A 24,614-nucleotide genomic window follows, 5' to 3' on the forward strand; every position below is an offset into this window, starting at 1 on the left:
ACACGCTGCTAAATATTTAGCGTGTGAATATTAACTGGAAATAAACGGACTGTGTGGGTGGGTTTTTAATGTTTTGTGCTACTAAATGAGTGGGTATTATCGATTTGTGCTGTTAACAGGCTGCGTACCAGCATTTAAACCGGTACGCAACCATCACGTCTGTGAACTAACTGACAAACTGGCGGAACAGTGCTTTGCCTTTTAACAGCCGCGTTCCGAGCCAGCCGCCGCAAAGTGAAAGCAGAAGCGCACCGCACACCGGCAGCGTCAGCCACAGACGCCAGTCTGGCTCCCACGGGAAGTCGAAGACTTTCGCCTGCAGTACTGCCAGCGCCGCCTCTGCGCCAATGGCTGCCACCAGGCCTGCCACCAGCCCCAGCAGAGCGAACTCGCTCCAGAGCGTGGCGCGCAGCAGTCGCTTGCCTGCGCCCAGCGTGCGGTAGACCACCAGCTCCTGGTGACGCTGACGCATGCCTACCTGTACCTGCGCCAGTAGCAACAGCACGCCGCAGATCGTCACCAGCACCACCATCACCTCCAGCGCGCGGCTGACCTGCTCAAGCACCTGCCCGACCTGTCTGAGGATCGCACCGATGTCCAGCAGGCTCACCGTCGGAAACTCCCGGTTAAGCTGCGTCAGCATGCCGTTGCCGTTTTCCCAGCGGAAGCTGGTCAGCCAGCTCTGCGGCTGCCCGTCCAGCGCGCCCGGCGGGAAGATAAAGAAGAAGTTAGGCCGCAGGCTTTCCCAGTCAACCTTGCGCAGGCTGGTAACCCTGGCGCTGAAGTCCTGCGTGTCGCCGGTAAAGGTCACGCTGTCTCCCAGCTTCACCTTCAGACGCTCCGCCAGCCCCTCTTCCATCGACACTTCCCCTGCCTTCGGCGGCCAGCTTCCGGCGGTGATCGGGTTGTGATCCGGGCGCTTCTCCTGCCAGGTCAGGTTTAGCTCACGATTGAGCGACTCATCTTTATTCCCCTCCGTCGACTGACCGTTGATCTGCGTCAGGCGTGCACGCACGATCGGATAGAACGACTCAGGAATAATGTGATGCCCGGACAGGAAACCCTTCAGTGGCGTCACCTGTTCGGGGGCAATATTGATCAGAAAATAGTTCGGGCTTTCCGGCGGAAGCTGCTGTTGCCAGCGATCCAGCAGATCCCCGCGCAGCACCAGCAGAAGCGCCAGCAGCATAAACGACAGCGAAAACGCCGAAAGCTGGCTCAGCGTTGACCACGGCTGATGCAGCAGACGGTTCACCGCCAGCCGCACGGGAAGGGATTTTATCGTTACCCTTTTCAGAACAGTGAGCAACATCCAGCCCAGCACGCCACACAGCAGCGCCAGAACCACCGCCCCGACCAGCACGGCCCACAGCAGGGTACTCCCGCCCATCAGCCAGGCAAGGAGCCCGACCACCACGGCAATCATCACCGGCAGGTAGTATTTGAGCGGCCAGACGCTGGCCACCACATCACGGCGCAGCACGCGCAGCGGCTGGGTGGCGAGCAGGAGCCGGTACGGGCGCAACCCCACCAGCAATGAAATCACGGTCATCGCGCCAATCGCCCACAGCCACGGCCAGAGGCTTGCTGGCGGCAGCGCGGCAGGCAGTACCGGTTTCAGGAGCATCATCAGCAGCTTTTCAAACAGCAGACCTGTTGCCCCACCGGTGACGGCCGACAGCGCCAGCACCATCAGCCACTGGCCGACAATCAGCCTCCGCAATTGCGCCCTGCCCGCGCCAAGGGTTTTGAGGATCGCCACCAGATCGTAGCGACTGCGGCAGTAGTGCCCCATCGCCACGGCTACCGCCGCCACGGCCAGCAGCAGGGTTAACAGCGCCGAGAGCAGCAGAAACTGCTGAGAGCGTTCAAGAGACTTGCCGAGCGCGCCTTCATCCTGCTCAAGCCCGTACCAGCGGTGCTCCGGTTTTAACTGCGGCAGAAGCCATTTTTCATACGCCTCCAGCTGCGCAGGCGTGCCGCCAAACTTATAGCGCCAGGTGACGCGGCTCCCCGGCTGCACGGCGTTGGTTTTCGCCACGTCTGCGGTGTTCATCAGCAAGCGTGGGGCGAGCTGGAACGGATTAAAGCCGGAATCGGGTTCCTGAACCACCTCCCCGGCAATGGTCAGCGTCGCGTCCCCCACGTCGATGCTGTCACCGGTTTTCAGGTTCAGCAGCGCCATCAGTCGCGGTGCCAGCAGCACCGTACCGGGTTTCGGCTTGACGCCTGGCGGGCTGGTCTGCAGTTCACCGTACATCGGGTAGATATCATCCACGGCTTTGACGCTGGCCAGCTGCGGCGTGTCACCGGCGAAGGTCATGGTCTGGAAGCTTATCTGCTCCCCGACCTTCAGCCCCCGCTTGCGCGCTTCGTCTATCCAGCCCGGCGGAACGGCGCGCGAGCTTTGCAGCGCCCTGTCGCCCGCCATAAATTCGCGGCTTTGCTGGCTAAGCCCTTTCTCCATGCGATCGCTGACGCTGCCCAGCGCCAGCACGCAGGCCACCGCCAGGCTCAACGCCAGCCAGACAATCAGCAGCGAAGGCGAGCGCCACTCGCGCCAGAACCAGCGGGCAATCATGCTTCCTCCTGCAATTCACCGTTGACCAGCCGCAGGCGACGATCGCAGCGGGCGGCCAACTGCGGATCGTGCGTGACCAGAATCAGCGTGGTGCCATGTTCCCGGTTGAGCGAGAACAGCAGATCGGCAATCTTATCTCCGGTTTTACGGTCCAGGTTCCCGGTGGGTTCATCGGCAAACAGCACCTCCGGGCGACCATTAAATGCACGGGCCAGTGCCACGCGCTGCTGCTCTCCACCGGAAAGCTGCGCCGGAAGATGGTCAAGGCGTTTCCCCAGCCCCAGCTGTTCCAGCAATGCCTTCGCATGATCGCGGCTTTCACGGCTGCTTTCACCGCGCAGCAGCGCGGGCAACTCAACATTTTCCAGCGCGTTCAGGGTGGGGATCAGCATGAAGGATTGAAACACAAAGCCGATGTGACGGGCACGCAGCGCGGCACGCGCCTCTTCATCAAGCTGATGCAGCGGCTGTCCGACCAGGTTAACCTCGCCGCTGCTGCCGTCGTCCAGTCCGGCCAGAATAGCCAGCAGCGTGGACTTTCCGGAACCGGATTCGCCAATCAGCGCAATGGTTTCGGCAGGTTTGACAACGAGTTCAACTCCGGTGAGGATGGAAAGCTCGTGTTCCCCCTGACCGACGGACTTCTTAAGACGATGAACTTCAACAATGTTTTCCGCTGGCATTTGCCCTTCCTGTTTTTGATTCTGATGACTTTCCGCGCGGCGGCAGCGGACACGTTACTGGTTCTCGGCGACAGCCTCAGCGCAGGCTATCGTATGGCCGCCAGTGCGGCCTGGCCGGCTCTGCTCAACGAAAAATGGCAGAGCAAAACAGCTGTTATCAACGCCAGCATCAGCGGTGATACCTCGCAGCAGGGCCTGTCGCGTCTGCCAGCCTTGCTCAAACAGCATCAACCGCGATGGGTACTGGTGGAGCTGGGCGGTAACGACGGATTGCGTGGCTTCCAGCCTCAGCAAACGGAACAAACCCTGCGCACCATCCTGAAGGACATTAAAGCCGCGAACGCCCAGCCGCTGCTGATGCAAATTCGCCTGCCCGCCAACTACGGTCGTCGGTATAATGAAGCCTTTAGTGCGATCTACCCTAAGCTTGCCAACGAGTTTGATATTCCGCTGCTGCCATTTTTCATGGAAGAGGTCTATCTCAAACCCAACTGGATGCAGGATGACGGGATCCACCCCAATCGCGATGCGCAGCCGTTTATTGCCGACTGGATGGCAACGCGGCTGGCTCCTTTAGTTAACCATGACTCCTGATTAAGCGGAGATCCTGACAGGTAAAGTTATGCAAAAATCGGTCTTAATTACAGGATGTTCCAGCGGAATTGGTCTTGAAAGTGCGCTCGAATTAAAGCGTCAGGGATTTCAGGTGCTGGCGGCCTGCCGTAAACCTGACGATGTGGAACGCCTCAACGGGATGGGGTTCACCAGCGTGTTGCTGGATCTGGACTCACCAGAAAGCGTTGAACGCGCCGCCGATGAGGTGATCGCCCTTACCGGCAACCGTCTGTACGGTCTGTTCAATAATGCCGGTTACGGTCTCTATGGCCCGCTGAATACGATCTCCCGCGAACAGCTTGAACAACAGTTTTCCAGCAACTTTTTCGGTGTGCATCAGCTCACCATGCGCCTGCTTCCGGCGATGCTGCCACACGGTGAAGGGCGTATCGTGATGACCTCCTCGGTGATGGGGCTGATTTCTACCCCCGGCCGCGGCGCGTATGCCGCCAGCAAATATGCGCTTGAAGCATGGTCGGACGCCCTGCGCATGGAGTTGCGTCACAGCGGGATTAAGGTGAGCCTGATTGAACCCGGTCCCATCCGCACCCGGTTTACGGATAACGTTAACCAGACGCAGGCGGACAAACCGGTCGAAAACCCCGGCATTGCCGCACGTTTTACCCTTGGGCCGGAAGCGGTTGTCGCGAAAGTGCGCCATGCTTTTGAGAGCGATAACCCCAAAATGCGCTACCCGGTAACGCTGGTCACCCATGCCGTAGGCTGGTTAAAACGCCTGCTGCCGGGCCGGATGATGGACAAAATTTTACACGGTTGAGTTGAAGCGACGACGCTCATCCCCATGTAAATAACACACCGATAAAAGAGAATGCCGCATGTCCGTACAGAATATCGTCAATATTACTGAAGCAAACCTGCAACAGGTCCTCGAACAGTCGATGGTTAAACCGGTACTGTTCTACTTCTGGTCTGAACGCAGCCAACACTGTCTGCAGCTGACGCCGGTCCTCGAAAGCCTTGCCGCCCAATACAATGGCCAGTTCATTCTCGCCAGACTGGACTGTGATGCAGAACCCATGGTGGCCTCTCAGTTTGGCCTGCGTGCCATCCCAACGGTTTACCTTTTCCAGAACGGACAGCCTGTCGATGGCTTCCAGGGGCCGCAACCTGAAGAGGCGATCCGCGCCCTGCTGGATAAAGTGCTGCCGCGTGAGGAGGAGCTAAAAGCGCAGGAAGCCATGGCGCTGATGCAGGAAGGTCAATACGACGACGCGCTGCCGCTGTTGAAAGACGCCTGGCAGCTCTCTAAGCAGAACAGCCAGATTGGCCTGCTGCTGGCTGAAACGCAGATTGCCCTGCACCGCTCAGAAGACGCTGAAGCCGTGCTGAAGACGATCCCGTTGCAGGATCAGGACACCCGCTACCAGGGCCTCGTGGCGCAAATTGAGCTGCTAAAACAGGCGGCGGATACCCCGGAAATCCAGCAACTGCAGCAGCAGGTTGCCGATAACCCGGCCGACGCCGCGCTGGCAAGCCAGCTGGCACTCCAGCTGCATCAGGTGGGCCGAAACGAAGAGGCACTGGAACTGCTGTTCAGCCATCTGCAAAACGATCTGGCGGCCGCAGACGGTCAGGCGCGGAAAATGTTCCAGGAGATCCTGGCCGCACTGGGTACCGGCGATGCGCTGGCGTCGAAGTACCGTCGTCAGCTGTACGCGCTGCTGTACTGATAAAAAAGCCCGGTGGCGCTATCGCTTACCGGGCCTGCAAGACATCTTCAGACCTGCAGGCCCGGCATAATCACCGCACCTTTTTCAACTGCGTCACCACCAGCTGATGCCGGGCGTTATAGAACTTCCGGTAGGTCAGGTAACAGGCAATGATGGTCGACAGGCTCGCCGTGGAGAGCAGCATAAAGGTCACCATGATCTGATATTTGATCGCTTTTACCGGATCAATGCCGGCGAAGATCAGCCCTGACATCATCCCCGGCAGACTCACCAGCCCGACGGTTTTCGCCGAATCCACCGTGGGGATCAGCGAGGAGCGAATACTCTCGCGAATCAGCCGCGCCGACGCCACTTTCGGGGTTGCCCCCAGGCTTAACTTCTCCTGCAGCTTCTGTTGCTCACTGCTAAAACGCTGGCCAAGGTTGTTGTAACACAGCCCTACCGCCACCATGGCGTTCCCGGCGATCATCCCGGAGATAGGGATCACCTGCATCGGTGTAAACTCTATAGAGCCAGATAACACCAGCACCGCCAGCGTCAGTGCGGTCCCGGTCGTAATGGCAATAAACGACGAGACAAATGCCTTATCGATATATTTGCTGCGCTTCTGCGCATTCCACGCCGCGTTGAAGCATATAAACAGCACCATCAACAGCGTCAGCACCGCATGGTTGACGTTAAAGATGTACTTCAGCACATAGCCAACGATGATGAGCTGGATCACCGCACGGCAGATGCTCCAGAGGATATCTTTCTCCAGCCCCAGCTTTTCCCGGTAGCTCACGACAATCGCCACCAGTACCAGTACCATCGAAAACGCCAGCGATTCGTTGGTGATATTATGCTCACCCATGGTTTGCCTCCTGCCATTTTCCACCCTGCGGCTGCAGCGTGATGACATCATCCGCATGGGCAATTTCGTTTGAGTCGTGTGTCACCCATAGCACGGCGATATTCTGTTCGCTGGCGTAGCGATGGATGATGTCGTTCACGTTGCGCTTATTGGCCTCATCCAGCGCGCTGGTGATTTCGTCGAGTAGCAGCACCTTCGGTAAAAACTGCAGGTTACGAATCAGCGAGACGCGCTGCTTTTCGCCCCCGGACAGTTCATTGATGGATTTGGTCAACGTCTCCTGCGCCAGGCCAAAGCGGGCCAGGTCAGCGATAAATTTTTCAGGATCCGGCGTTTGCTGGCGAATCTGCCACGGGAAGATCAGGTTGTCATAAACCTTTTCGCCGAACAGCGAAGGGGTCTGGACGCAGTACGAGACCTGCTGGCGATAGCGTTCCGGGGAGAGGGTCGCAATATCGTTACCCTCAAACAGAATGGTTCCTTCCGTGGGGCTTAACAGTGAAGCCACAATCTTCAGTAATGTGCTTTTGCCGCAACCTGACGGCCCGGTGATTAATTTAAACTCGCCCGGTGCAAGGCAAAACCCGACGTGCTGAAGGATCGTGTTATTCCCGACACGAAATCCAACATCCCTGAGGTGTAATACGTTTGTTTTATCGCTCATTCCGCTTCCATTAACCGCGTCTTGTAAGAATCGTCTGTAGCATAATCTTTTTCCAGCCTGTTTTCAGAGGCGAATTTCAACCCGATAGCCGATATACTAATGAACAATAAACATGCACTTTCACTCATCAACAGCATGCAAAACAGGAGGTTTTTATGCTTATCGTTGTTCCTGTCCTTATTTTCGTTGCCCTGGTTATCGTGGGCGCCGGGGCCAAAATTGTCCCGCAGGGATATCAGTGGACCGTTGAACGCTTCGGCCGCTACACCAATACACTCCAGCCAGGTTTAAGCCTGATTGTTCCCTTCATGGACAGAATTGGTCGTAAGATCAACATGATGGAACAGGTACTGGATATCCCCTCGCAGGAAGTTATTTCCAAGGATAACGCCAACGTCACCATCGATGCCGTCTGCTTTATTCAGGTTATCGATGCGCCAAAAGCCGCCTATGAGGTGAGCAACCTGGAGTTGGCGATTGTCAACCTGACGATGACCAACATCCGTACGGTACTCGGCTCTATGGAGCTGGACGAAATGCTCTCTCAGCGTGACAGCATCAACACCCGTCTGCTGCATATTGTTGATGAAGCGACAAACCCGTGGGGCATTAAAGTGACCCGTATTGAGATCCGGGACGTTCGTCCTCCTGCCGAGCTCATCGCCTCGATGAACGCCCAGATGAAGGCTGAGCGAACCAAGCGTGCCTATATTCTGGAAGCCGAAGGGGTGCGTCAGGCGGAGATCCTGAAAGCCGAAGGGGAAAAACAGTCGCAGATCCTGAAGGCGGAAGGGGATCGCCAGTCCGCCTTCTTGCAGGCGGAGGCGCGTGAGCGTTCTGCCGAAGCGGAAGCCCGCGCAACCCAGATGGTATCCGAGGCTATTGCCGCCGGTGACATCCAGGCCGTGAACTACTTTGTCGCGCAAAAATATACCGATGCGCTGAAAGAGATCGGCTCGGCAAATAACAGCAAAGTGGTCATGATGCCGCTGGATGCCAGCAGTCTGATGGGCTCTATCGCCGGGATTGCTGAACTGATTAAAGACAGCGGAAACGAGCGCAAAAAATGATAGAGCTGATCGTCGCACATCCTCATGCTTTCTGGCTAAGCCTGGGCGGCTTACTGCTGGCCGCAGAGATGCTTGGTGGCAACGGTTATCTGCTCTGGAGCGGTGTGGCCGCGGTCATTACCGGGCTGCTGGTCTGGCTGCTGCCCCTGGACTGGGCGTGGCAGGGCGCGCTGTTTGCCGTGCTGACGCTGGTGGCCGCCTGGCTGTGGTGGCGCTGGCTCAACCGTCAGGTTAAAGAGCAAAAGCCGGTCGATGCCCACCTCAATCAGCGTGGACAGCAGATTGTCGGCAGACGTTTTACGCTTGAGACCGCGCTGGTGAACGGCCGCGGACACATGCGCGTGGGCGATAGCTCATGGCCGGTGGTGGCCGACGATGACCTCAGCGCCGGGACGCGGGTTGAGGTCATTGCGGTGGAAGGAATTACGCTTCGGGTTAAAGCCTGCTAGGCATGCGCCTTACGATGACAGCAGCCGGCCAGATTATCGATAATCGGGCAGTCGGCGCTGTCATCCCCCGGACAGGACTCCGCCAGCGCCAGCAGCTGCTTGCGCATCGCCTCCAGCTCCGTAATGTGCCGTTCAATCTCCGCCACTTTTTCCAGCGTGCGCTTTTTCACGTCTGCGCTGTGGCGTTTTGGATCGTTGAACAGATTAACCAGCTCACCGCACTCTTCAAGGTTAAAACCCACCTGCCGTGCCTGACGCAGTAACGTCAGCTCATCCAGATGCAGTTGCGTATAACTGCGGTAGCCGTTTTCGCTGCGCAGCGGCGGCGTCACCAGCCCCTTCTCTTCATAAAAACGGATCGCTTTGCTGGTCAATCCGGTTTTTTTCGCAACATCACTGATATTCACATTTCCCCCTTGACCTTCCCCTTGATGGAAGGTTTAACCTTCATAACAGTTAGCGAAAAGCGTTACTCCGGTCAACAACTGACCAGTTCATTATACGGGAGTTTTGTTATGTCTCACACAATTGACCTGACACTGGACGGCCTCTCCTGCGGCCACTGTGTCAAACGCGTTAAAGAAAGTCTGGAACAGCGTCCTGATGTTGAAAGAGCTGACGTTACGATTGATCACGCCGCCGTCACCGGCAGCGCCAGTGCGCAAGCGCTGATTGATACCATCAAACAGGCAGGTTATGGGGCGGAGCTGAGCCACCCAAAGGCTAAACCGCTGGCAGAGTCATCATCCCCGTCGGAAGCACTGACAGCGGCCACTTCTGAGCTTCCGGCAGCTGATGATATCGATGACAGCCAACAGCTGCTGATCAACGGCATGAGCTGCGCCAGCTGCGTCTCCCGGGTGCAAAATGCCTTGCAGGCGGTACCCGGAGTTGCACAGGCACGGGTCAATCTTGCGGAGCGTACTGCGCTGGTGATGGGCAGTGCCTCCGCCGCAGAATTAGTGCAGGCCGTTGAAAAAGCGGGCTATGGCGCAGAGGCCATCGAAGATGATGCCAAACGTCGCGAACGCCAGCAGGAAACGGCTATCGCCACCATGAAACGCTTCCGCTGGCAGGCCATTGTTGCGCTGCTGATCGGGATCCCGGTGATGGTGTGGGGCATGATTGGTGACAACATGATGGTCACCGACGACAACCGCACGCTGTGGCTGGTCATTGGTATCATTACGCTTGGTGTAATGGTATTTGCAGGCGGGCATTTCTACTCCAGCGCCTGGAAGAGCTTGAAAAACCGCACCGCAACCATGGATACGCTGGTGGCCCTTGGCACCGGTGCAGCATGGCTCTACTCCATGAACGTGAACGTCTGGCCGCAGTGGTTCCCGATGGAAGCACGCCATCTCTACTATGAAGCGAGCGCGATGATCATCGGCCTGATTAACCTGGGCCATATGCTGGAAGCCCGCGCCCGTCAGCGCTCCTCAAAAGCGCTGGAGCGGCTGCTGGATTTAACCCCGCCGACCGCCCGCGTGGTTACTGACGACGGAGAAAAAAGCGTTCCGCTGGCCGAGGTTCAGCCCGGTATGACGCTGCGTCTGACCACCGGTGACCGCGTTCCCGTGGACGGAGACATCACGCAGGGCGAAGCCTGGTTTGACGAAGCGATGCTCACCGGGGAACCTATTCCGCAGCAGAAATCACAGGGTGATGGCGTGCATGCCGGTACGGTGGTGCAGGACGGTAGCGTGCTGTTCACTGCCAGTGCGGTGGGAAGCCACACCACGCTGTCCCGTATTATCCGCATGGTGCGCCAGGCACAGAGCAGTAAGCCTGAAATAGGTCAGCTGGCCGATAAAATCTCCGCCATTTTTGTGCCGGTAGTAGTGGGCATCGCGCTACTGAGCGCGGCTATCTGGTATTTCTTCGGCCCGGCGCCGCAAATTGTCTATACCCTGGTGATCGCCACCACGGTACTGATTATCGCCTGTCCTTGCGCGCTCGGCCTTGCGACGCCGATGTCGATTATCTCCGGCGTGGGTCGTGCCGCCGAATTTGGCGTGCTGGTGCGTGATGCCGACGCCCTGCAACGCGCCAGCACTCTCGACACGCTGGTCTTTGATAAAACCGGTACCCTGACCGAAGGTAAACCGCAGGTTGTATCCGTGCATACCTCAGGCTTCGCGGAGGCTGACGCGCTGCGTCTCGCCGCGGCCTTAGAACAAGGCTCCAGCCACCCGCTGGCGCGTGCCATCATTGAGAAAGCCGGTGAGGCCAGCCTGCCGCAGGTGAACAACTTCCGCACCCTGCGCGGATTAGGCGTCAGCGGTGAGGCCGAAGGACACACACTGCTGCTGGGTAACCAGGCCCTGATGAATGAAAACGGCATAGCAACTTCAGCGCTGGAAAGTGAACTGAATGCCCAGGCATCACAGGGCGCAACCCCTGTCCTGCTCGCGGTAGACGGTCACATTGCGGCCCTGCTGGCCGTGCGCGATCCGTTACGTCAGGACAGTGTGGATGCCTTACAACGACTGCACCGCGCGGGCTACCGTCTGGTGATGTTAACCGGGGATAACCCAACCACGGCTAATGCCATCGCCAGAGAAGCGGGGATCGACGAAGTCATTGCTGGTGTCCTGCCGGACGGCAAAGCGGACGCCATTAAGGCGCTGCAACAGCAGGGGCGCCAGGTCGCGATGGTTGGCGACGGTATTAACGATGCTCCGGCGCTGGCACAGGCAGAGGTGGGGATTGCCATGGGAAGCGGGAGCGACGTGGCCATTGAGACGGCAGCCATCACACTGATGCGACACAGCCTGATGGGTGTTGCCGATGCGCTGGCGATTTCGAAAGCCACGTTGCGCAACATGAAGCAGAACCTGCTGGGGGCGTTTATCTATAACTCGCTCGGTATCCCGATTGCTGCCGGCATTCTGTGGCCCCTGACCGGTACGCTGCTTAACCCGGTGGTCGCAGGTGCGGCGATGGCGCTCTCCTCCATTACCGTGGTGAGCAATGCCAACCGGTTGCTGCGCTTTAAACCGAAAGCGTAATACGTTGCAGGCCGGGTAAGTGCAGCGCCACCCGGCTTTTTTGCCTGATGGCGCTGCGCTTATCAGGCCTACGAAACGTGCCGACGTTCACCTGTTGCGCCGCCCTTCCCCACGCGTTAGCATGAACCTTTCCGTTTATGGAGCGCGTATGAGTCTGTTTCGCCGTATAAAAACATCGTTTCGCGCCCTCTTCCCCCGCCGTTATTCCTGGCCCGGAATGGATATCTCGCTCCCCGGCGGTCAGCATCTGCACCTGGTGGGCAGCATACATATGGGCACGCAGGATATGTCCCCGCTGCCCTCTGGTCTGTTATCCCTCCTGAAGCAGGCCGATGCGCTGGTGGTTGAGGCGGATATTTCAGGCCACGAGTCTCCCTTTGCCGGGCTGGAGAGCGATCTCACCCTGGCCGACCGTCTGGACGAGGCTCAGCTCGCCGAACTGACGCGCGTGGCGGATGAAACCGGCGTATCGCTCGCGATGCTGGACACCCTGCCGCTCTGGCAGATTGCCATGATATTGCAGGCGACGCAGGCGCAGCGTCTGGGGCTGCGCGGTGATTACGGTATTGATTACCAGCTGCTGAATGCGGCCCGGGCACGCCGTCTGCCGATCATTGAGCTGGAAGGTACCGACAGTCAGATTGCCCTCCTTCGCCAGTTACCTGATGATGGTCTCATCCTGCTTGATGATACGCTGACGCACTGGCATACCAACGCCCGTTTGCTGCAAACCATGATTGGCTGGTGGCTCGATGCCCCGCCTGCTGAGGGGAAATTAACGTTGCCGTCAACGTTCAGTGAATCGCTGTACGATGTGCTGATGAACGCACGCAATGCGGCATGGCGGCAGACGCTGCATGCGTTACCTGCCGGGCATTACGTGGTTGCGGTGGGGGCATTACATTTGTACGGAGAAGGGAATTTGCCGTCGCTGCTGAAATAAAAAAATGGCCAATATTTCTATTGGCCCGTCAAAGAGGAATTTCATCGTTTTTATTATGCCGAAGGAGACCTTCGGTTGAGCCGATTGTCGCTCAAAGTGACCATCACTGCCAATACTATTGCGCAAGATGGTGCTATTTTTTAGACAAACGTCAGGCGTATGCTGTCAGCATGAATTGTCTGTCGTAAGAAGGATAGCTATGACTCCCGCCGTTAAATTACTCGAAAAAAACAAAATTTCTTTCCGGATCCACACTTACGATCACGATCCGAATGAAACCAATTTTGGTGATGAAGTGGTGCGCAAACTGGGGCTGAACGCCGACCAGGTCTATAAAACGCTGCTGGTGGCCGTGAATGGCGATATGAAGCACCTTGCCGTCGCAGTCACGCCTGTGGCGGGGCAACTGGATCTGAAGAAAGTGGCCAAAGCACTGGGAGCGAAAAAGGTAGATATGGCAGACCCAATTGTTGCGCAACGCACCACGGGTTATCTGGTGGGCGGGATCAGCCCGCTCGGGCAGAAAAAACGCCTGCCAACGCTGATTGACGCCCCTTCGCAGGAATTTGAAACCATCTATATTTCTGGCGGCAAGCGCGGGCTGGATATCGAACTGGCCGCAGGCGATCTGGCCAAAATGCTGGATGCGAAGTTTGCGGATATTGCGCGCCGGGATTAAAAGAAAAAGCCGGGTGGCGGCTGCGAGGTAAAAGCAAAACGGTAACAGGCGTTACCGTTTTTTGTGTTCGCGCCCTCTCCCGGTGGGAGGGGGCATCAGGCCCCACAACGCTACTGCCAGCTCACCTCGCCTTTCGGCTCATACGCATTCACGTCGATCGGTGAATTCTGCTCGATAAACTGTTTCAGGACCTCGGCATCAATAAAGCCGGTATTCACATAGCCCGGTTTGTTATCGATGTGCGGATAACCATCACCGCCGGTGGCGTTAAAGCTTAAGGTTGCCAGACGGTAGGTTTTCGCGGGATCAACCGGCTCCCCCTTGATTTTGAGATCGTTGAGCTTGCCGTCTTTCGCCACAAAGCTGACGTTAGCGAACTGCGGATAGGCGCCGGAGTCCGGCTTCATCTGCGCCACGGCGGTAAGGTACTCAATCACCTCTTTCCCGCTCATGTCGGCATAAACCACCACGTTGCCAAACGGCTGCACCTTCAGCACATCTTTATAGGTGATATTCCCGCCTTCGATGGAATCACGGATCCCGCCGCCGCTCATCACACCAAAATCAGCGCCGGTGCGCGCGATTTGTGCCGCCAGCACCAGGTGACCCATATTGGTCTGTACGAAACGGACTTTGCTGCGGTCCCCTTCCAGACGCCCGTTCAGCGTACCGATTTTCACGTCCAGCTGCGCTTTGCCTTTATTCTGGAACGGGGTTAACAGGGAGAGCATCTGTGGGTTCTCAGGGATCTCCGGGGTGTAGAGTACGCGCTCACTTTTCCCGTCCGGGTAGGTCACTTTTTTCTTCAGGTTGACCGGGATGAGCTGGTAATGCACCAGTTTCATCTCGCCGTTACGGAACTCAAAGTCGGCACGGCCAACGTATTTACCCCACTCGTGCGCCTGCACAATCCAGATCCCGTTCTGACGGTCTGGTGCACACGGCGTGCCCGGAACATAATCCACCTGTTTTTTATTCTCTGACGCCATGCACACCGGATCTTGTGAGTGACCACCCACAATCATCGCCAGTGAGCCAGCAGGCAGGCTGCGCGCCATTTCAACGTCGCCCGGTGCGTTAGAACCATGCTCGCCGTTGTCGTAATGGCCCATATGGGTGGTGGCGATGATCACGTCCGGCTTTTCGTTTTGCTGCAACTCCTGAATCACCAGCTTCGCTTCGTCTGCCGGTTTACGGAATTCGATATCGGTAAAGAACTCCGGGTTGCCAATTTTTGCCGTGTCGTCCGTGGTGAGGCCAATCACCGCGATTTTCAGATCCTGACGTTTAAACAGCGCCCACGGTTTGAACAGGCGCTCGCCGGTGCTTTTCTGATAGATATTGGCGGAGAGGAACGGGAATTTTGACCACTTCTCCTGCTGACGCAGGACGCTCAGTGGGTTATCAAACTCATGGTTTCCGACGGCCATCGCATCGTAACCGATTAAATTCATGCCGCGAAAATCAGGCTCGGCATCCTGTAAATCGGACTCCGGCACACCGGTATTGATATCGCCGCCCGACAGCAGCAGCACGCTGCCCCCTTCGGCGGCCACCTCTTTGCGAATGCCGTCCACCAGCGTTTTTTGCGCCGACAGGCCATATTCGCCGTACTCACTGCGCCAGAAATGGCCATGATGGTCGTTGGTATGCAGGATAGTAATTTTATACGTTTTGTCTTTTTCATACGCCTGTGCGGGCAGGCTTACCAGACCCCATGCGGCGAGCAGCGCCAGCGCAACGCCATGCTTCATTAACTTCATCTTCTCTCTCCCTGACCAATAGACAAACGCAAAAATTACAGTGAGTAACAAGAATAGACAAATAAGTTTTCATAATTGCGACTTTCTTCAAATGTCGCTGGCAGGTATGTTAGTTGGATAATAATTACACCCTGCATTTTCCATCACTCACGACGTGGTATTTATGGCAATCAGTGAATCAACCCAGTCCGTTTCGGGCGCGCCGGCTTCGCCGCCACCCTCGCGCACCTCATTTAAAGTCTTAGGCGCTATTAGCCTCTCCCATCTGCTCAACGACATGATCCAGTCGCTGATCCTGGCGATTTACCCGCTGCTGCAGTCCGAGTTTTCGTTAACCTTTGTGCAGATCGGGATGATTACCCTGACCTTCCAGCTGGCCTCTTCGCTACTGCAACCCATTGTCGGGTACTGGACGGACAAATATCCGATGCCCTGGTCACTGCCGATTGGCATGTGCTTCACCCTGAGCGGGCTGGTGCTGCTGGCTATGGCGGGCAGTTTTGAAGCGGTGCTGCTTGCCGCGGCGCTGGTCGGCACCGGCTCGTCGGTCTTCCATCCGGAATCCTCCCGCGTGGCACGCATGGCCTCTGGCGGGCGTCACGGGCTGGCGCAGTCACTCTTCCAGGTGGGCGGTAATTTTGGCAGCTCCCTCGGCCCGCTGCTGGCGGCAGTGATCATTGCGCCATACGGCAAGGGTAACGTCGCCTGGTTTGTGCTGGCCGCCCTGCTGGCGATCGTTGTGCTCGCGCAGATCAGTCGCTGGTATGCCGCGCAGCACCGCGTAAACAAAGGCAAACCTAAAGCAAAAGTTATCAATCCCCTTCCCCGCAATAAGGTTATTCTCGCGGTGTCCGTGCTGCTGGTGCTGATTTTCTCGAAATATTTCTATATGGCGAGCATCAGCAGCTATTACACCTTTTACCTGATGCAAAAATTTGGATTATCGGTACAAAACGCGCAGTTCCACCTGTTTGCCTTCCTGTTTGCCGTCGCGGCAGGGACGGTGATAGGCGGGCCAGTCGGGGATAAAATTGGCCGTAAATATGTTATTTGGGGCTCTATCCTTGGCGTTGCCCCCTTTACCCTTATTTTGCCTTACGCCAGCCTTGAATGGACGGGCATTTTAACGGTGATCATTGGTTTTATTCTCGCCTCGGCGTTCTCGGCTATTCTGGTGTATGCGCAGGAGTTGTTACCGGGGCGTATTGGTATGGTTTCCGGGCTCTTCTTTGGTTTCGCCTTTGGCATGGGCGGCCTTGGTGCAGCCGTGTTAGGCATGGTTGCCGACCACACCAGTATCTTCCTGGTTTATAAAATCTGCGCTTTCCTGCCACTTCTGGGGATGTTGACCATATTCCTGCCTGATAATCGTCACAAAGCGTAATTTCACGGCTGCCAAAGTTTAACATTGGCAGCCCACCTCCCCGATGGCATAAGGCTTTCTTCTCCTTCCCTCCTGTGAATTTGCCAAAACTTGCTTTTTTACACGCATATTGCTGTTTTATTCAAACTTCAACAATTATTCATAAACATAAGGGTAAAAATTGTCATAAACTATTACCTGGTTTTTGGTTTTCACCAAAATGGAACACCCACAACGAAAGGAGACGGAATGCACCACGCCACACCGCTTATCACCACCATTGTTGGTGGACTTGTGCTCGCTTTTATTCTCGGCATGATTGCCAATAAACTGCGTATTTCCCCTCTCGTGGGCTATTTATTAGCCGGTGTACTGGCAGGGCCGTTTACGCCAGGTTTCGTGGCGGATACCAAACTGGCGCCTGAACTGGCGGAATTAGGCGTGATTCTGCTGATGTTTGGTGTGGGTCTGCATTTCTCACTGAAGGATCTGATGGCGGTAAAGTCTATCGCCATACCGGGAGCGATCGCCCAGATAGGGGTAGCGACGCTGCTGGGGATGGCGCTTTCAGCTGTGCTGGGCTGGTCGTTAATGACCGGTATCGTGTTTGGGCTGTGTCTGTCAACCGCCAGTACCGTGGTCCTGCTGCGCGCGCTTGAAGAGAGACAGCTGATTGACAGCCAGCGTGGACAAATCGCGATAGGCTGGCTGATTGTTGAAGACCTGGTGATGGTGCTGACCCTGGTGCTGCTGCCTGCCGTCGCCGGGATGATGGAAAAGGGCAACGTCGGCTTTGCCTCGCTGGCGCTGGATATGAGTATCACCATCGGTAAAGTCGTGGCGTTTATCGCCATCATGATGCTGGTAGGCCGCCGACTGGTGCCGTGGATCATGTCGCGCAGCGCGGCCACCGGCTCGCGCGAGCTGTTTACCCTCTCCGTCCTTGCGCTGGCACTGGGGATTGCCTTTGGTGCGGTGGAGCTGTTTGATGTCTCCTTTGCTCTGGGTGCGTTTTTCGCCGGGATGGTGCTGAATGAATCCGAGCTGAGCCACCGCGCCGCGCACGATACGCTGCCGCTGCGTGATGCGTTTGCGGTGCTGTTCTTTGTCTCCGTCGGGATGCTGTTTGATCCGATGATTCTGGTTCAGCAGCCGCTGGCCGTACTGGGGACGCTGGCGATTATCATCTTTGGTAAGTCAGTCGCTGCCTTCTTCCTGGTGCGAATGTTCGGCCACTCGCCGCGTACGGCACTGACCATCGCCGCCAGCCTGGCACAGATTGGTGAATTCGCCTTTATTCTGGCGGGTCTGGGCATGGCACTGAACCTGCTGCCGCAGGCCGGACAGAATCTGGTGCTGGCGGGGGCGATCCTCTCCATTATGCTCAACCCGGTGCTGTTCGCGCTGCTGGAAAAATATCTCGATAAAACGGAAACCCTTGAAGAGCAGACGCTCGAAGAGGCCATCGAAGAAGAGAAGCAGATCCCGGTGGATATTTGCAATCATGCCCTGCTGGTCGGCTTTGGCCGCGTGGGTAGCCTGCTTGGCGAGAAGCTGATGGAGCAGGGTATTCCGCTGGTGGTGATTGAGACCTCACGCACCCGCGTTGATGAGCTGCGTGAGCGCGGTATTCGCGCAGTGCTGGGCAATGCAGCGAATGAAGAAATAATGAACCTGGCGCATCTGGACTGCGCCCGCTGGCTGCTGCTGACCATTCCAAACGGCTATGAAGCGGGTGAAATTGTGGCAACCGCACGCGAGAAATGCCCAACGATTGAGATCATAGCCCGCGCGCATTATGACGACGAGGTGGAGTACATCACCGAACGCGGTGCGGATCGAGTGGTGATGGGTGAGCGTGAAATTGCGAACACGATGCTGACGCTGCTGGCGAAGCCGCCGGTTGAAGAAGCTGTGACGAGGTAAGTTTCGTGCGGCCTGATGCCCTCACCCTGGCCCTCTCCCACCGGGAGAGGGAATAAACACTAAAAACGGCAACATGCGTTGCCGTTTTGCTTTTACCTGTCCCAGTACGCCTCTTCGAGGCTGTCTTCCCTTTCCGGCAGACCACGCGTTAAGCGCGGGGAGTGCTGGTTCAGCACCTGATAACTTACGCGGTTCGCATACTTACATACCTGCGCCAGCGACGAATAGGTCAGCCAGCTGAACTTATGCTTGCTGGAATTCGGCACGTTGGTTTTGTGATAAGCATTGGCGGTGATATCGTGCAGCAACGCCGCCAGCGCACCGTCGCCCGCGCCGTTGGTGTTCATGATCTTCTCCGGCCCGCCCATATACGGAGCGATGTGCGAGTAGATACGCAGCGGATTAACACAGTCTTTAAAACGCATACCGCGGCTGAACTCATACTGGTTGAACTCGGCGATGGCGCCAGGCAGCAGCGGATGCTGGGTTTTACGCTTGCTCTCTTCTTCCGTGAAGCCAGCCATATACAGACCGACCGGTCCGGCGGTGCAGAGCACCAGATCCACCCAGTCCAGCGCTTTGTCGGACGCCAGCAGCGGATCGCTCTCGCCGGTGAGGGCCTCAGCCTCTTCTTCGTTCATCGCCAGAATGGAGACATGCTCTTTCAGGAAGGCCTGCCACCACTCCGGGTTGTCGGCAATCACAAATTTCGTTCCCAGCGTCAGGACCACCGGCACATCGTACTTCTTCGCGTACTCAATCGCCTTCATGGTTGCTTCCGGCATCGGCTCGCCCGGCTTGCAACGCACCAGGTAGGAGGTGAGCACCAGCGCCGACGCGCCCGCAATCACCTCTTCCGGAATACTCTCTGCACGCAGCTTGTTCATGTGGCCTGGGCTGATGGCGAAGGTTCGCTCACCGGATTCCCCGATCAGCGTAAAGCAGCGGCCAATCGGGCCGTCGACGCCCTGGAGATAGTTCAGGTCGGTACGACTGGAGGTGTTACACAGGTAACGATAGGCGTAGCCACCAATTTCGATGTTACTGCACATCACGCCGAGCAGCACCGAGCGGTCGTCTGCCAGAACGGAGTAGTTGTGCATGGTATTGCCGATGGTGCCGCCGGCAAACTGATGGGTGATCAGATTGTCACGCACCAGCTCCTGATACAGGGCTTCGGCAACGTCATCTTCGATCACCAGCGAGTGCCCGGCGCTCAGACCATAACGGGCGACAAACGCATCATCCACTTTCGCTTCAATGTCCACCAGCGTCTGATCGATACCGACGACCCATGCCGCACTGGTTTCATTTTCTGGCTGAATTTGCTGCAGGAGCGGATCGCGGGCATCAACGGGGAAGTAGTGTTTGGATTTGCGTTTACCGGGAAATTTCATGGTCTGAACTGTGCAAAGAATATGGGCCGGGAATGGTAGCACAAACCCGGCCCGAAGTGCGATCAGCGGCTGTTTTTCACCAGCGAGACCATCATGTCGATATGCTCAGGGGAGTCGTTAAGTGCCGGAATGTACTCGTACTTCTCACCGCCAGCCTCAAGGAAGAACTCCCGGTTTTGCACCGCGATCTCCTCCAGCGTTTCCAGGCAATCGGCCGAGAAGCCCGGGGACATTACCTGAATATGCTTCACGCCTTTCTCGCCGAGCATTTTGAGGGTTTCATCCGTATACGGCGTCAACCACGGCTCGCGACCAAAGCGCGACTGGAAAGTCATCATCACCTTCTCCGGCGGCAGGCCGAGCGCGGAGACCAGCTCACGGGTGGTATCGCGACAGCGCTGCGGATAATCATCCCCTTCGTTGGCGAAACGCTGCGGAATGCCGTGATAGGAGAGCAGCAGCAGATCCGGCTCGCCGTGTTTTTCAAACGACGCGCGCGCGCTGTTGGCAAGCGCTTTGATGTACAGTTCGTTATCGGCGTAGTCGCGAATAAACGTCACGCCCGGAATGCGGCGGCGGGTCGCCAGAATGCGGGCCAGCTCGTCCCAAACCGCAGCGACCGTCGAGCAGGAGTACTGTGGGTAGAGTGCCAGCACGACGATGTGGTCCACGCCCTGCGCAAGCAGTGTTTCCACCGCGCTTTCGAGGGACGGTTTTCCGTAGCTCATACCGAGCGCGACGGGCATATCCGGCAGGCGGGCGGCCAGCGCCTTCTCCTGGCGACGGCTGTAGACCATCAGTGGAGAACCCTCTTCCATCCACACGGACTGATAGAGTTTGGCGACGCGCGGAGAACGAATCGGCAGAATGACGCCACGCAGCAGCGGCCACCACAGCAGTCGCGGAAAATCCACGACGCGCGTGTCGCTTAAAAATTGTCGCAGGTAGCGTTTTACCGCGTCTGATGTAGGTGCTTCTGGAGTGCCCAGATTGGCAAGCAGGATGCCGGTTTTCGCCTGACTCATTCACGCCTCTTAACCATTTGAATGGTTGTCAATTGTAGCGGAAATGCGTTTAAACGGAACCCATTGCTGTAATAGGTGAGATGAGAAATATTCTCACCCGGGAGCCCGGGTGAGAGGGGTGCAATTAGCCGAGGATTTTTTCCAGCTCTGCACGCACATCAGCCACGGCTTTGGTGCCGTCAACTTTCGCGTATTTGGTGTTACCCGCCTGCGCTTCTTTGGTGTAGTAGCCGATCAGCGGCGCAGTCATCTGATGGTATTCCACCAGGCGCTTACGCACAGTCTCTTCCTGATCGTCTTTACGGGTGGTCAGCTCTTCGCCGGTCACGTCGTCTTTACCTTCAACCTTAGGTGGGTTGAATTTGATGTGGTAAACGCGGCCAGAAGCAGCGTGTACGCGACGGCCCACGATACGATCAACGATCAGCTCGTCCGGTACATCGAACTCCAGTACGTAATCCACGTTGATGCCCGCTTCTTTCATGGCGTCAGCCTGAGGAATGGTACGCGGGAAGCCGTCCAGCAGGAAACCGTTACGGCAGTCTTCCTGAGCAATGCGCTCTTTGACCAGAGCGATAACCAGCTCGTCAGTCACCAGCTTGCCTGCGTCCATGATGTCTTTCGCTTGTTTACCCAGCTCGGAGCCAGATTTAACAGCGGCGCGCAGCATATCACCGGTGGAGATTTGCGGAATACCGTATTTCTCCATGATGAACTGAGCCTGAGTTCCTTTACCCGCGCCCGGAGCGCCAAGCAGAATAATACGCATTGCGAAAATCCCCTCAAAAGTCGATTCAATTTTTCAAAAGCGCTAAACAATACCACCAGAACGGATGTGGCTCAAGGAAGGCAGGAGGGCTGAAACGGTTAATGAAGGGAGATTATTTGGGGGAGTGCGGTCTGGTGCCCTCACCCCGGCCCTCTCCCACGGGGAGAGGGAGAAGACCAGGGGAGGCGTGGTCAATTACGCCAGCAGCAGCGCATTCACACGTTTAATGAAGAGGTTAGGATCTTCCAGCGTGCCGCGCTCGGCCAGCAGAGACTGATCCAGCAGCAGTTCAACCCACTCGGCAAAACGGGTTTCGTCCTGAGTATCCGCCGCGCGTTTCACCAGCGGGTGATCCGGGTTCAGCTCGAAGATATATTTCACTTCTGGCATCGCCTGACCCGCCGCGGCGAACAGTTTCGCCATCTGGGTACCCATTTCGTCCGCATCGGTGGTCACAATCGCCGGGGTATCGGTCAGACGGTGGGTGAAGCGCACCTCTTTCACACGGTCGCCCAGCAGGGTTTTCACGCGCTCAACGAACGGCTCCAGCGCCTTCTCGGCTTCTTTCGCGCTTTCATCCACTTCATCCGCCAGCTTATCGATGGACTCGTCGGCTTTGGCAACAGACTGGAATGGCTTACCGTCGAACTCGGTCAGGTAGTTCATCATCCACTCGTCGATGCGGTCAGAAAGCAGCAGTACTTCGATGCCTTTCTTACGCAGCAGTTCCAGGTGTGGGCTGCTCTTCGCCGCGGCGTAGCTGTCGGCGGTGATGTAGTAGATCTTCTCCTGCCCTTCTTTCATGCGGGAGACGTACTCTTCCAGCGACACGGTCTGCGCGGAGGAGTCGGTGTGCGTAGAGGCAAAGCGCAGCAGTTTAGCGATCGCTTCCACGTTCGCGGTGTCTTCCGCCGGGCCTTCTTTCAGCACCAGGCCGAACTGTTTCCAGAAGGTCTGGTATTTTTCCGCGTCGTCTTTCGCCAGTTTTTCCAGCATCTGCAGCGTACGTTTGGTCAGCGCGTTACGCAGGTTGCGGGTCACGGTGCTGTCCTGCAGAATTTCACGGGAGACGTTCAACGGCAGATCGTTGGAATCAATCAGGCCACGGACAAAGCGCAGGTAGTTCGGCATGAACTGCTCGGCGTCGTCCATGATGAAGACGCGCTGAACGTAAAGCTTCAGGCCGTGCTTGTGATCGCGGTTCCACATATCCCACGGCGCCTGCGACGGGATATACAGCAGGCTGGTGTACTCCTGCTTACCTTCCACACGGTTATGGCTCCAGGTCAGCGGATCGGTAAAGTCGTGGGCGATGTGTTTGTAGAACTCGTTGTATTCGTCGTCCTTGATTTCAGCCTTACCGCGCGTCCACAGGGCCTGCGCCTTGTTGATTTTCTCCCAGGAGACCACGGTTTCACCGTCTTTCTCTTCCTGTTTTTCAATCTCAACCGGCAGGGCAATGTGGTCGGAATATTTGCTGATGATGGAGCGCACACGCCAGTCGTTCAGGAAATCGTCTTCGCCTTCACGCAGGTGCAGGGTGATTTCGGTGCCGCGATCCGCTTTGGTGATGTCATCAACGGTGTATTCACCTTCACCTTTGGATTCCCAGAACACGCCGTTTTCCGCGCTGTCGCCCGCCGCACGTGTACGCACGGTGACTTTGTCCGCCACGATAAACGCCGAATAGAAGCCCACGCCGAACTGGCCAATCAGCTGGCTGTCTTTCGCCTGGTCAGAGCCCATAGATTCCAGGAACGCTTTAGTCCCGGATTTGGCGATAGTCCCGAGGTGGTCGATCACCTCGTCGCGGTTCATGCCGATGCCGTTATCGGCGATGGTCAGGGTACGGTTCTCTTTATTGAAAGAGACGCGCACGCGCAGCTCGCCGTCGCCTTCATACAGATCCGGGTTAGACAGCGCGCGGAAGCGCAGCTTGTCCGCCGCATCGGAGGCGTTGGAAATCAGCTCACGCAGGAAGATTTCTTTGTTGGAATACAGGGAATGGATCATCAGGTGCAGAAGCTGTTTTACTTCTGACTGGAAACCACGGGTTTCTTGTCCTTTCATCTAAGTCGACCTCAACAATGCCATTTAATGGGGTTGTAAAACGTTGAGGGAGAGATGGGGATAAGCGGGGAAATTTTCAAGCGGAGGCCGCGAACGCCGCCTCCGTTTGGTCAGAAAATAATCTTGTGACGACCGGCCAGAGAGTGCGACAGCGTGGTGCCATCAACCATCTCCAGCTCACCGCCAACCGGCACACCGTGAGCGATACGGCTGGCGTCAACGCCATACTGCGCGCACAGCTCGGCGATGTAGTTAGCGGTTGCCTCTCCTTCCACCGTGGGGTTGGTGGCGAGGATCAGCTCTTTGATGGTCTCGGATCCCAGACGCTGTTCAAGGCGATCAAGACCGATATCATCCGGACCGATACCGTCCAGCGGGGAGAGATGCCCCATCAGCACGAAATAGCGGCCAGAGAACTGCCCGGTTTGTTCGATGGCGTAGATGTCCGCCGGACTCTCCACCACGCAAATCTGACCGTTCTCCTGACGACGCGGATTTGAGCAGATGTTACAGACGTCCTGCTCGGTAAAGGTACGGCAATCCGCGCAGTGACCAATTTCTGACATGGCGCGGGTCAGAGCCTGCGCCAGGCGCATCCCGCCGCTGCGGTCGCGCTGCAATAGCGTAAACGCCATACGCTGCGCCGACTTCGGGCCAACGCCCGGCAGGCAGCGCAACGCTTCCATTAACTGCGTGAGCAGCGGACTGGTTTGCATCAGAACGGCATCTTGAAGCCCGGCGGCAGTTGCATACCGCTGGAAACAGAGGCCATTTTCTCTTTCTGGGTTTCGTCGATACGGCGCGCAGCATCGTTAAACGCGGCTGCAACCAGATCTTCCAGCATCTCTTTGTCGTCTTCGAGCAGGCTTGGATCGATTTCAACGCGGCGGCAGTTATGCGCACCGTTGATGGTCACCTTGACCAGACCGGCACCGGATTCACCCGTGACTTCCAGCTGAGCGATCTCTTCCTGCATCTTCTGCATTTTTTCCTGCATCTGCTGAGCCTGCTTCATCAGGCCACCCAGACCGCCTTTTCCACCAAACATAGGCTTCTCTC

At 56.9% G+C, this 24,614-nt stretch carries 22 protein-coding genes; 10 read left to right on the forward strand and 12 right to left on the reverse strand.

The features are described 5' to 3' along the window. Window positions 1-166: 166 nt before the first annotated feature. Together ybbP and ybbA are read right to left on the reverse strand one after the other, a co-directional pair. Entirely contained in the window at window positions 167-2,581 is a 2,415-nt protein-coding gene (gene ybbP / locus EKN38_RS16595; protein ID WP_014830927.1) for a putative ABC transporter permease subunit YbbP, read from the reverse strand. Beyond that, window positions 2,578-3,264 carry a putative ABC transporter ATP-binding protein YbbA gene (gene ybbA / locus EKN38_RS16600; protein WP_013095914.1) on the reverse strand — a complete coding sequence of 229 codons (687 nt, stop codon included), beginning with the start codon at window positions 3,262-3,264 and terminating at the stop codon, window positions 2,578-2,580. Before ybbA ends, ybbP begins: the two co-directional genes overlap by 4 nt. Between ybbA and tesA the strand changes: the two genes are divergently transcribed. The 3 genes from tesA to EKN38_RS16615 are packed head-to-tail and all read left to right on the forward strand — an operon-like array spanning window position 3,235 to window position 5,570. Further along, a complete protein-coding gene (gene tesA, locus EKN38_RS16605; RefSeq protein ID WP_014830926.1) occupies window positions 3,235-3,858 on the forward strand; it encodes a multifunctional acyl-CoA thioesterase I/protease I/lysophospholipase L1 in 624 nt (207 codons plus the stop codon). The two genes, ybbA and tesA, sit on opposite strands and share 30 nt — an antisense overlap. Window positions 3,859-3,886: 28 nt before the next feature. Continuing rightward, complete coding sequence (locus EKN38_RS16610) at window positions 3,887-4,657, forward strand: SDR family oxidoreductase (protein WP_013095912.1); 771 nt, start codon at window positions 3,887-3,889, stop codon at window positions 4,655-4,657. A gap of 58 nt (window positions 4,658-4,715) precedes the next feature. Then, window positions 4,716-5,570 (forward strand): co-chaperone YbbN, encoded by an 855-nt coding sequence (locus EKN38_RS16615; RefSeq protein ID WP_014830925.1) that lies wholly within the window; start codon window positions 4,716-4,718, stop codon window positions 5,568-5,570. 70 nt (window positions 5,571-5,640) lie between these two features. On the opposite strand, the gene fetB is transcribed toward EKN38_RS16615, so the two are convergent. After that, window positions 5,641-6,423, reverse strand: coding sequence for an iron efflux ABC transporter permease subunit FetB (fetB, locus tag EKN38_RS16620; protein ID WP_014830924.1), 783 nt, complete (start codon window positions 6,421-6,423; stop codon window positions 5,641-5,643). After that, complete coding sequence (fetA, locus tag EKN38_RS16625) at window positions 6,416-7,087, reverse strand: iron efflux ABC transporter ATP-binding subunit FetA (RefSeq protein WP_014830923.1); 672 nt, start codon at window positions 7,085-7,087, stop codon at window positions 6,416-6,418. Before fetA ends, fetB begins: the two co-directional genes overlap by 8 nt. 155 nt (window positions 7,088-7,242) lie before the next feature. Between fetA and EKN38_RS16630 the strand changes: the two genes are divergently transcribed. Continuing rightward, entirely contained in the window at window positions 7,243-8,157 is a 915-nt protein-coding gene (locus EKN38_RS16630; protein ID WP_014830922.1) for an SPFH domain-containing protein, read from the forward strand. Beyond that, the gene (locus EKN38_RS16635; RefSeq protein ID WP_014830921.1) at window positions 8,154-8,606 is read left to right on the forward strand and encodes an NfeD family protein; all 453 of its coding nucleotides are present in this window, start codon (window positions 8,154-8,156) and stop codon (window positions 8,604-8,606) included. Before EKN38_RS16630 ends, EKN38_RS16635 begins: the two co-directional genes overlap by 4 nt. On the opposite strand, the gene cueR is transcribed toward EKN38_RS16635, so the two are convergent. Further along, window positions 8,603-9,013, reverse strand: a complete 411-nt coding sequence (gene cueR, locus EKN38_RS16640) for a Cu(I)-responsive transcriptional regulator (RefSeq protein ID WP_014830920.1) — start codon at window positions 9,011-9,013, stop codon at window positions 8,603-8,605. The genes EKN38_RS16635 and cueR overlap by 4 nt on opposite strands. A 108-nt stretch (window positions 9,014-9,121) precedes the next feature. Between cueR and copA the strand changes: the two genes are divergently transcribed. The 3 genes from copA (at window position 9,122) to ybaK (ending at window position 13,242) form a co-directional block, all read left to right on the forward strand. Next, window positions 9,122-11,620, forward strand: a complete 2,499-nt coding sequence (gene copA, locus EKN38_RS16645) for a copper-exporting P-type ATPase CopA (protein ID WP_014830919.1) — start codon at window positions 9,122-9,124, stop codon at window positions 11,618-11,620. Between the two features lie 148 nt (window positions 11,621-11,768). Continuing rightward, window positions 11,769-12,563 (forward strand): TraB/GumN family protein, encoded by a 795-nt coding sequence (locus EKN38_RS16650; protein WP_014830918.1) that lies wholly within the window; start codon window positions 11,769-11,771, stop codon window positions 12,561-12,563. Window positions 12,564-12,762: 199 nt separating this feature from the next. Then, complete coding sequence (gene ybaK, locus EKN38_RS16655) at window positions 12,763-13,242, forward strand: Cys-tRNA(Pro)/Cys-tRNA(Cys) deacylase YbaK (protein ID WP_014830917.1); 480 nt, start codon at window positions 12,763-12,765, stop codon at window positions 13,240-13,242. 110 nt (window positions 13,243-13,352) lie between these two features. Here the strand turns inward: ybaK and ushA are convergent, their stop codons facing one another. After that, window positions 13,353-15,005, reverse strand: a complete 1,653-nt coding sequence (gene ushA / locus EKN38_RS16660) for a bifunctional UDP-sugar hydrolase/5'-nucleotidase UshA (protein ID WP_014830916.1) — start codon at window positions 15,003-15,005, stop codon at window positions 13,353-13,355. Window positions 15,006-15,168: 163 nt separating this feature from the next. On the opposite strand from ushA, the gene EKN38_RS16665 reads away from it, so the two are divergent. Together EKN38_RS16665 and ybaL are read left to right on the forward strand one after the other, a co-directional pair. Further along, complete coding sequence (locus tag EKN38_RS16665; RefSeq protein WP_014830915.1) at window positions 15,169-16,389, forward strand: MFS transporter; 1,221 nt, start codon at window positions 15,169-15,171, stop codon at window positions 16,387-16,389. Between the two features lie 228 nt (window positions 16,390-16,617). Continuing rightward, complete coding sequence (gene ybaL / locus EKN38_RS16670) at window positions 16,618-18,294, forward strand: YbaL family putative K(+) efflux transporter (RefSeq protein ID WP_014830914.1); 1,677 nt, start codon at window positions 16,618-16,620, stop codon at window positions 18,292-18,294. Window positions 18,295-18,386: 92 nt separating this feature from the next. On the opposite strand, the gene EKN38_RS16675 is transcribed toward ybaL, so the two are convergent. The 6 genes from EKN38_RS16675 to EKN38_RS16700 all read right to left on the reverse strand — a co-directional run bounded on the left by EKN38_RS16675 (window position 18,387) and on the right by EKN38_RS16700 (window position 24,603). Further along, window positions 18,387-19,691: an inosine/guanosine kinase gene (locus EKN38_RS16675; protein WP_014830913.1), complete on the reverse strand. Its 1,305-nt coding sequence runs from the start codon at window positions 19,689-19,691 to the stop codon at window positions 18,387-18,389. Between the two features lie 62 nt (window positions 19,692-19,753). Continuing rightward, entirely contained in the window at window positions 19,754-20,716 is a 963-nt protein-coding gene (gene hemH / locus EKN38_RS16680) for a ferrochelatase (RefSeq protein ID WP_014830912.1), read from the reverse strand. Window positions 20,717-20,840: 124 nt separating this feature from the next. After that, a complete protein-coding gene (gene adk / locus EKN38_RS16685) occupies window positions 20,841-21,485 on the reverse strand; it encodes an adenylate kinase (protein ID WP_006809841.1) in 645 nt (214 codons plus the stop codon). 195 nt (window positions 21,486-21,680) lie between these two features. Next, entirely contained in the window at window positions 21,681-23,555 is a 1,875-nt protein-coding gene (gene htpG / locus EKN38_RS16690; protein WP_014830911.1) for a molecular chaperone HtpG, read from the reverse strand. A 110-nt stretch (window positions 23,556-23,665) separates the two neighbouring features. Then, window positions 23,666-24,271, reverse strand: a complete 606-nt coding sequence (gene recR / locus EKN38_RS16695; protein WP_014830910.1) for a recombination mediator RecR — start codon at window positions 24,269-24,271, stop codon at window positions 23,666-23,668. Next, complete coding sequence (locus tag EKN38_RS16700) at window positions 24,271-24,603, reverse strand: YbaB/EbfC family nucleoid-associated protein (protein WP_003858972.1); 333 nt, start codon at window positions 24,601-24,603, stop codon at window positions 24,271-24,273. Before EKN38_RS16700 ends, recR begins: the two co-directional genes overlap by 1 nt. Window positions 24,604-24,614 lie beyond the last annotated feature (11 nt).

The sequence above is a fragment of the Enterobacter sp. WCHEn045836 genome (genome assembly GCF_003965585.1).
GTDB classification, from domain to species: Bacteria; Pseudomonadota; Gammaproteobacteria; order Enterobacterales; family Enterobacteriaceae; genus Enterobacter; species Enterobacter dissolvens.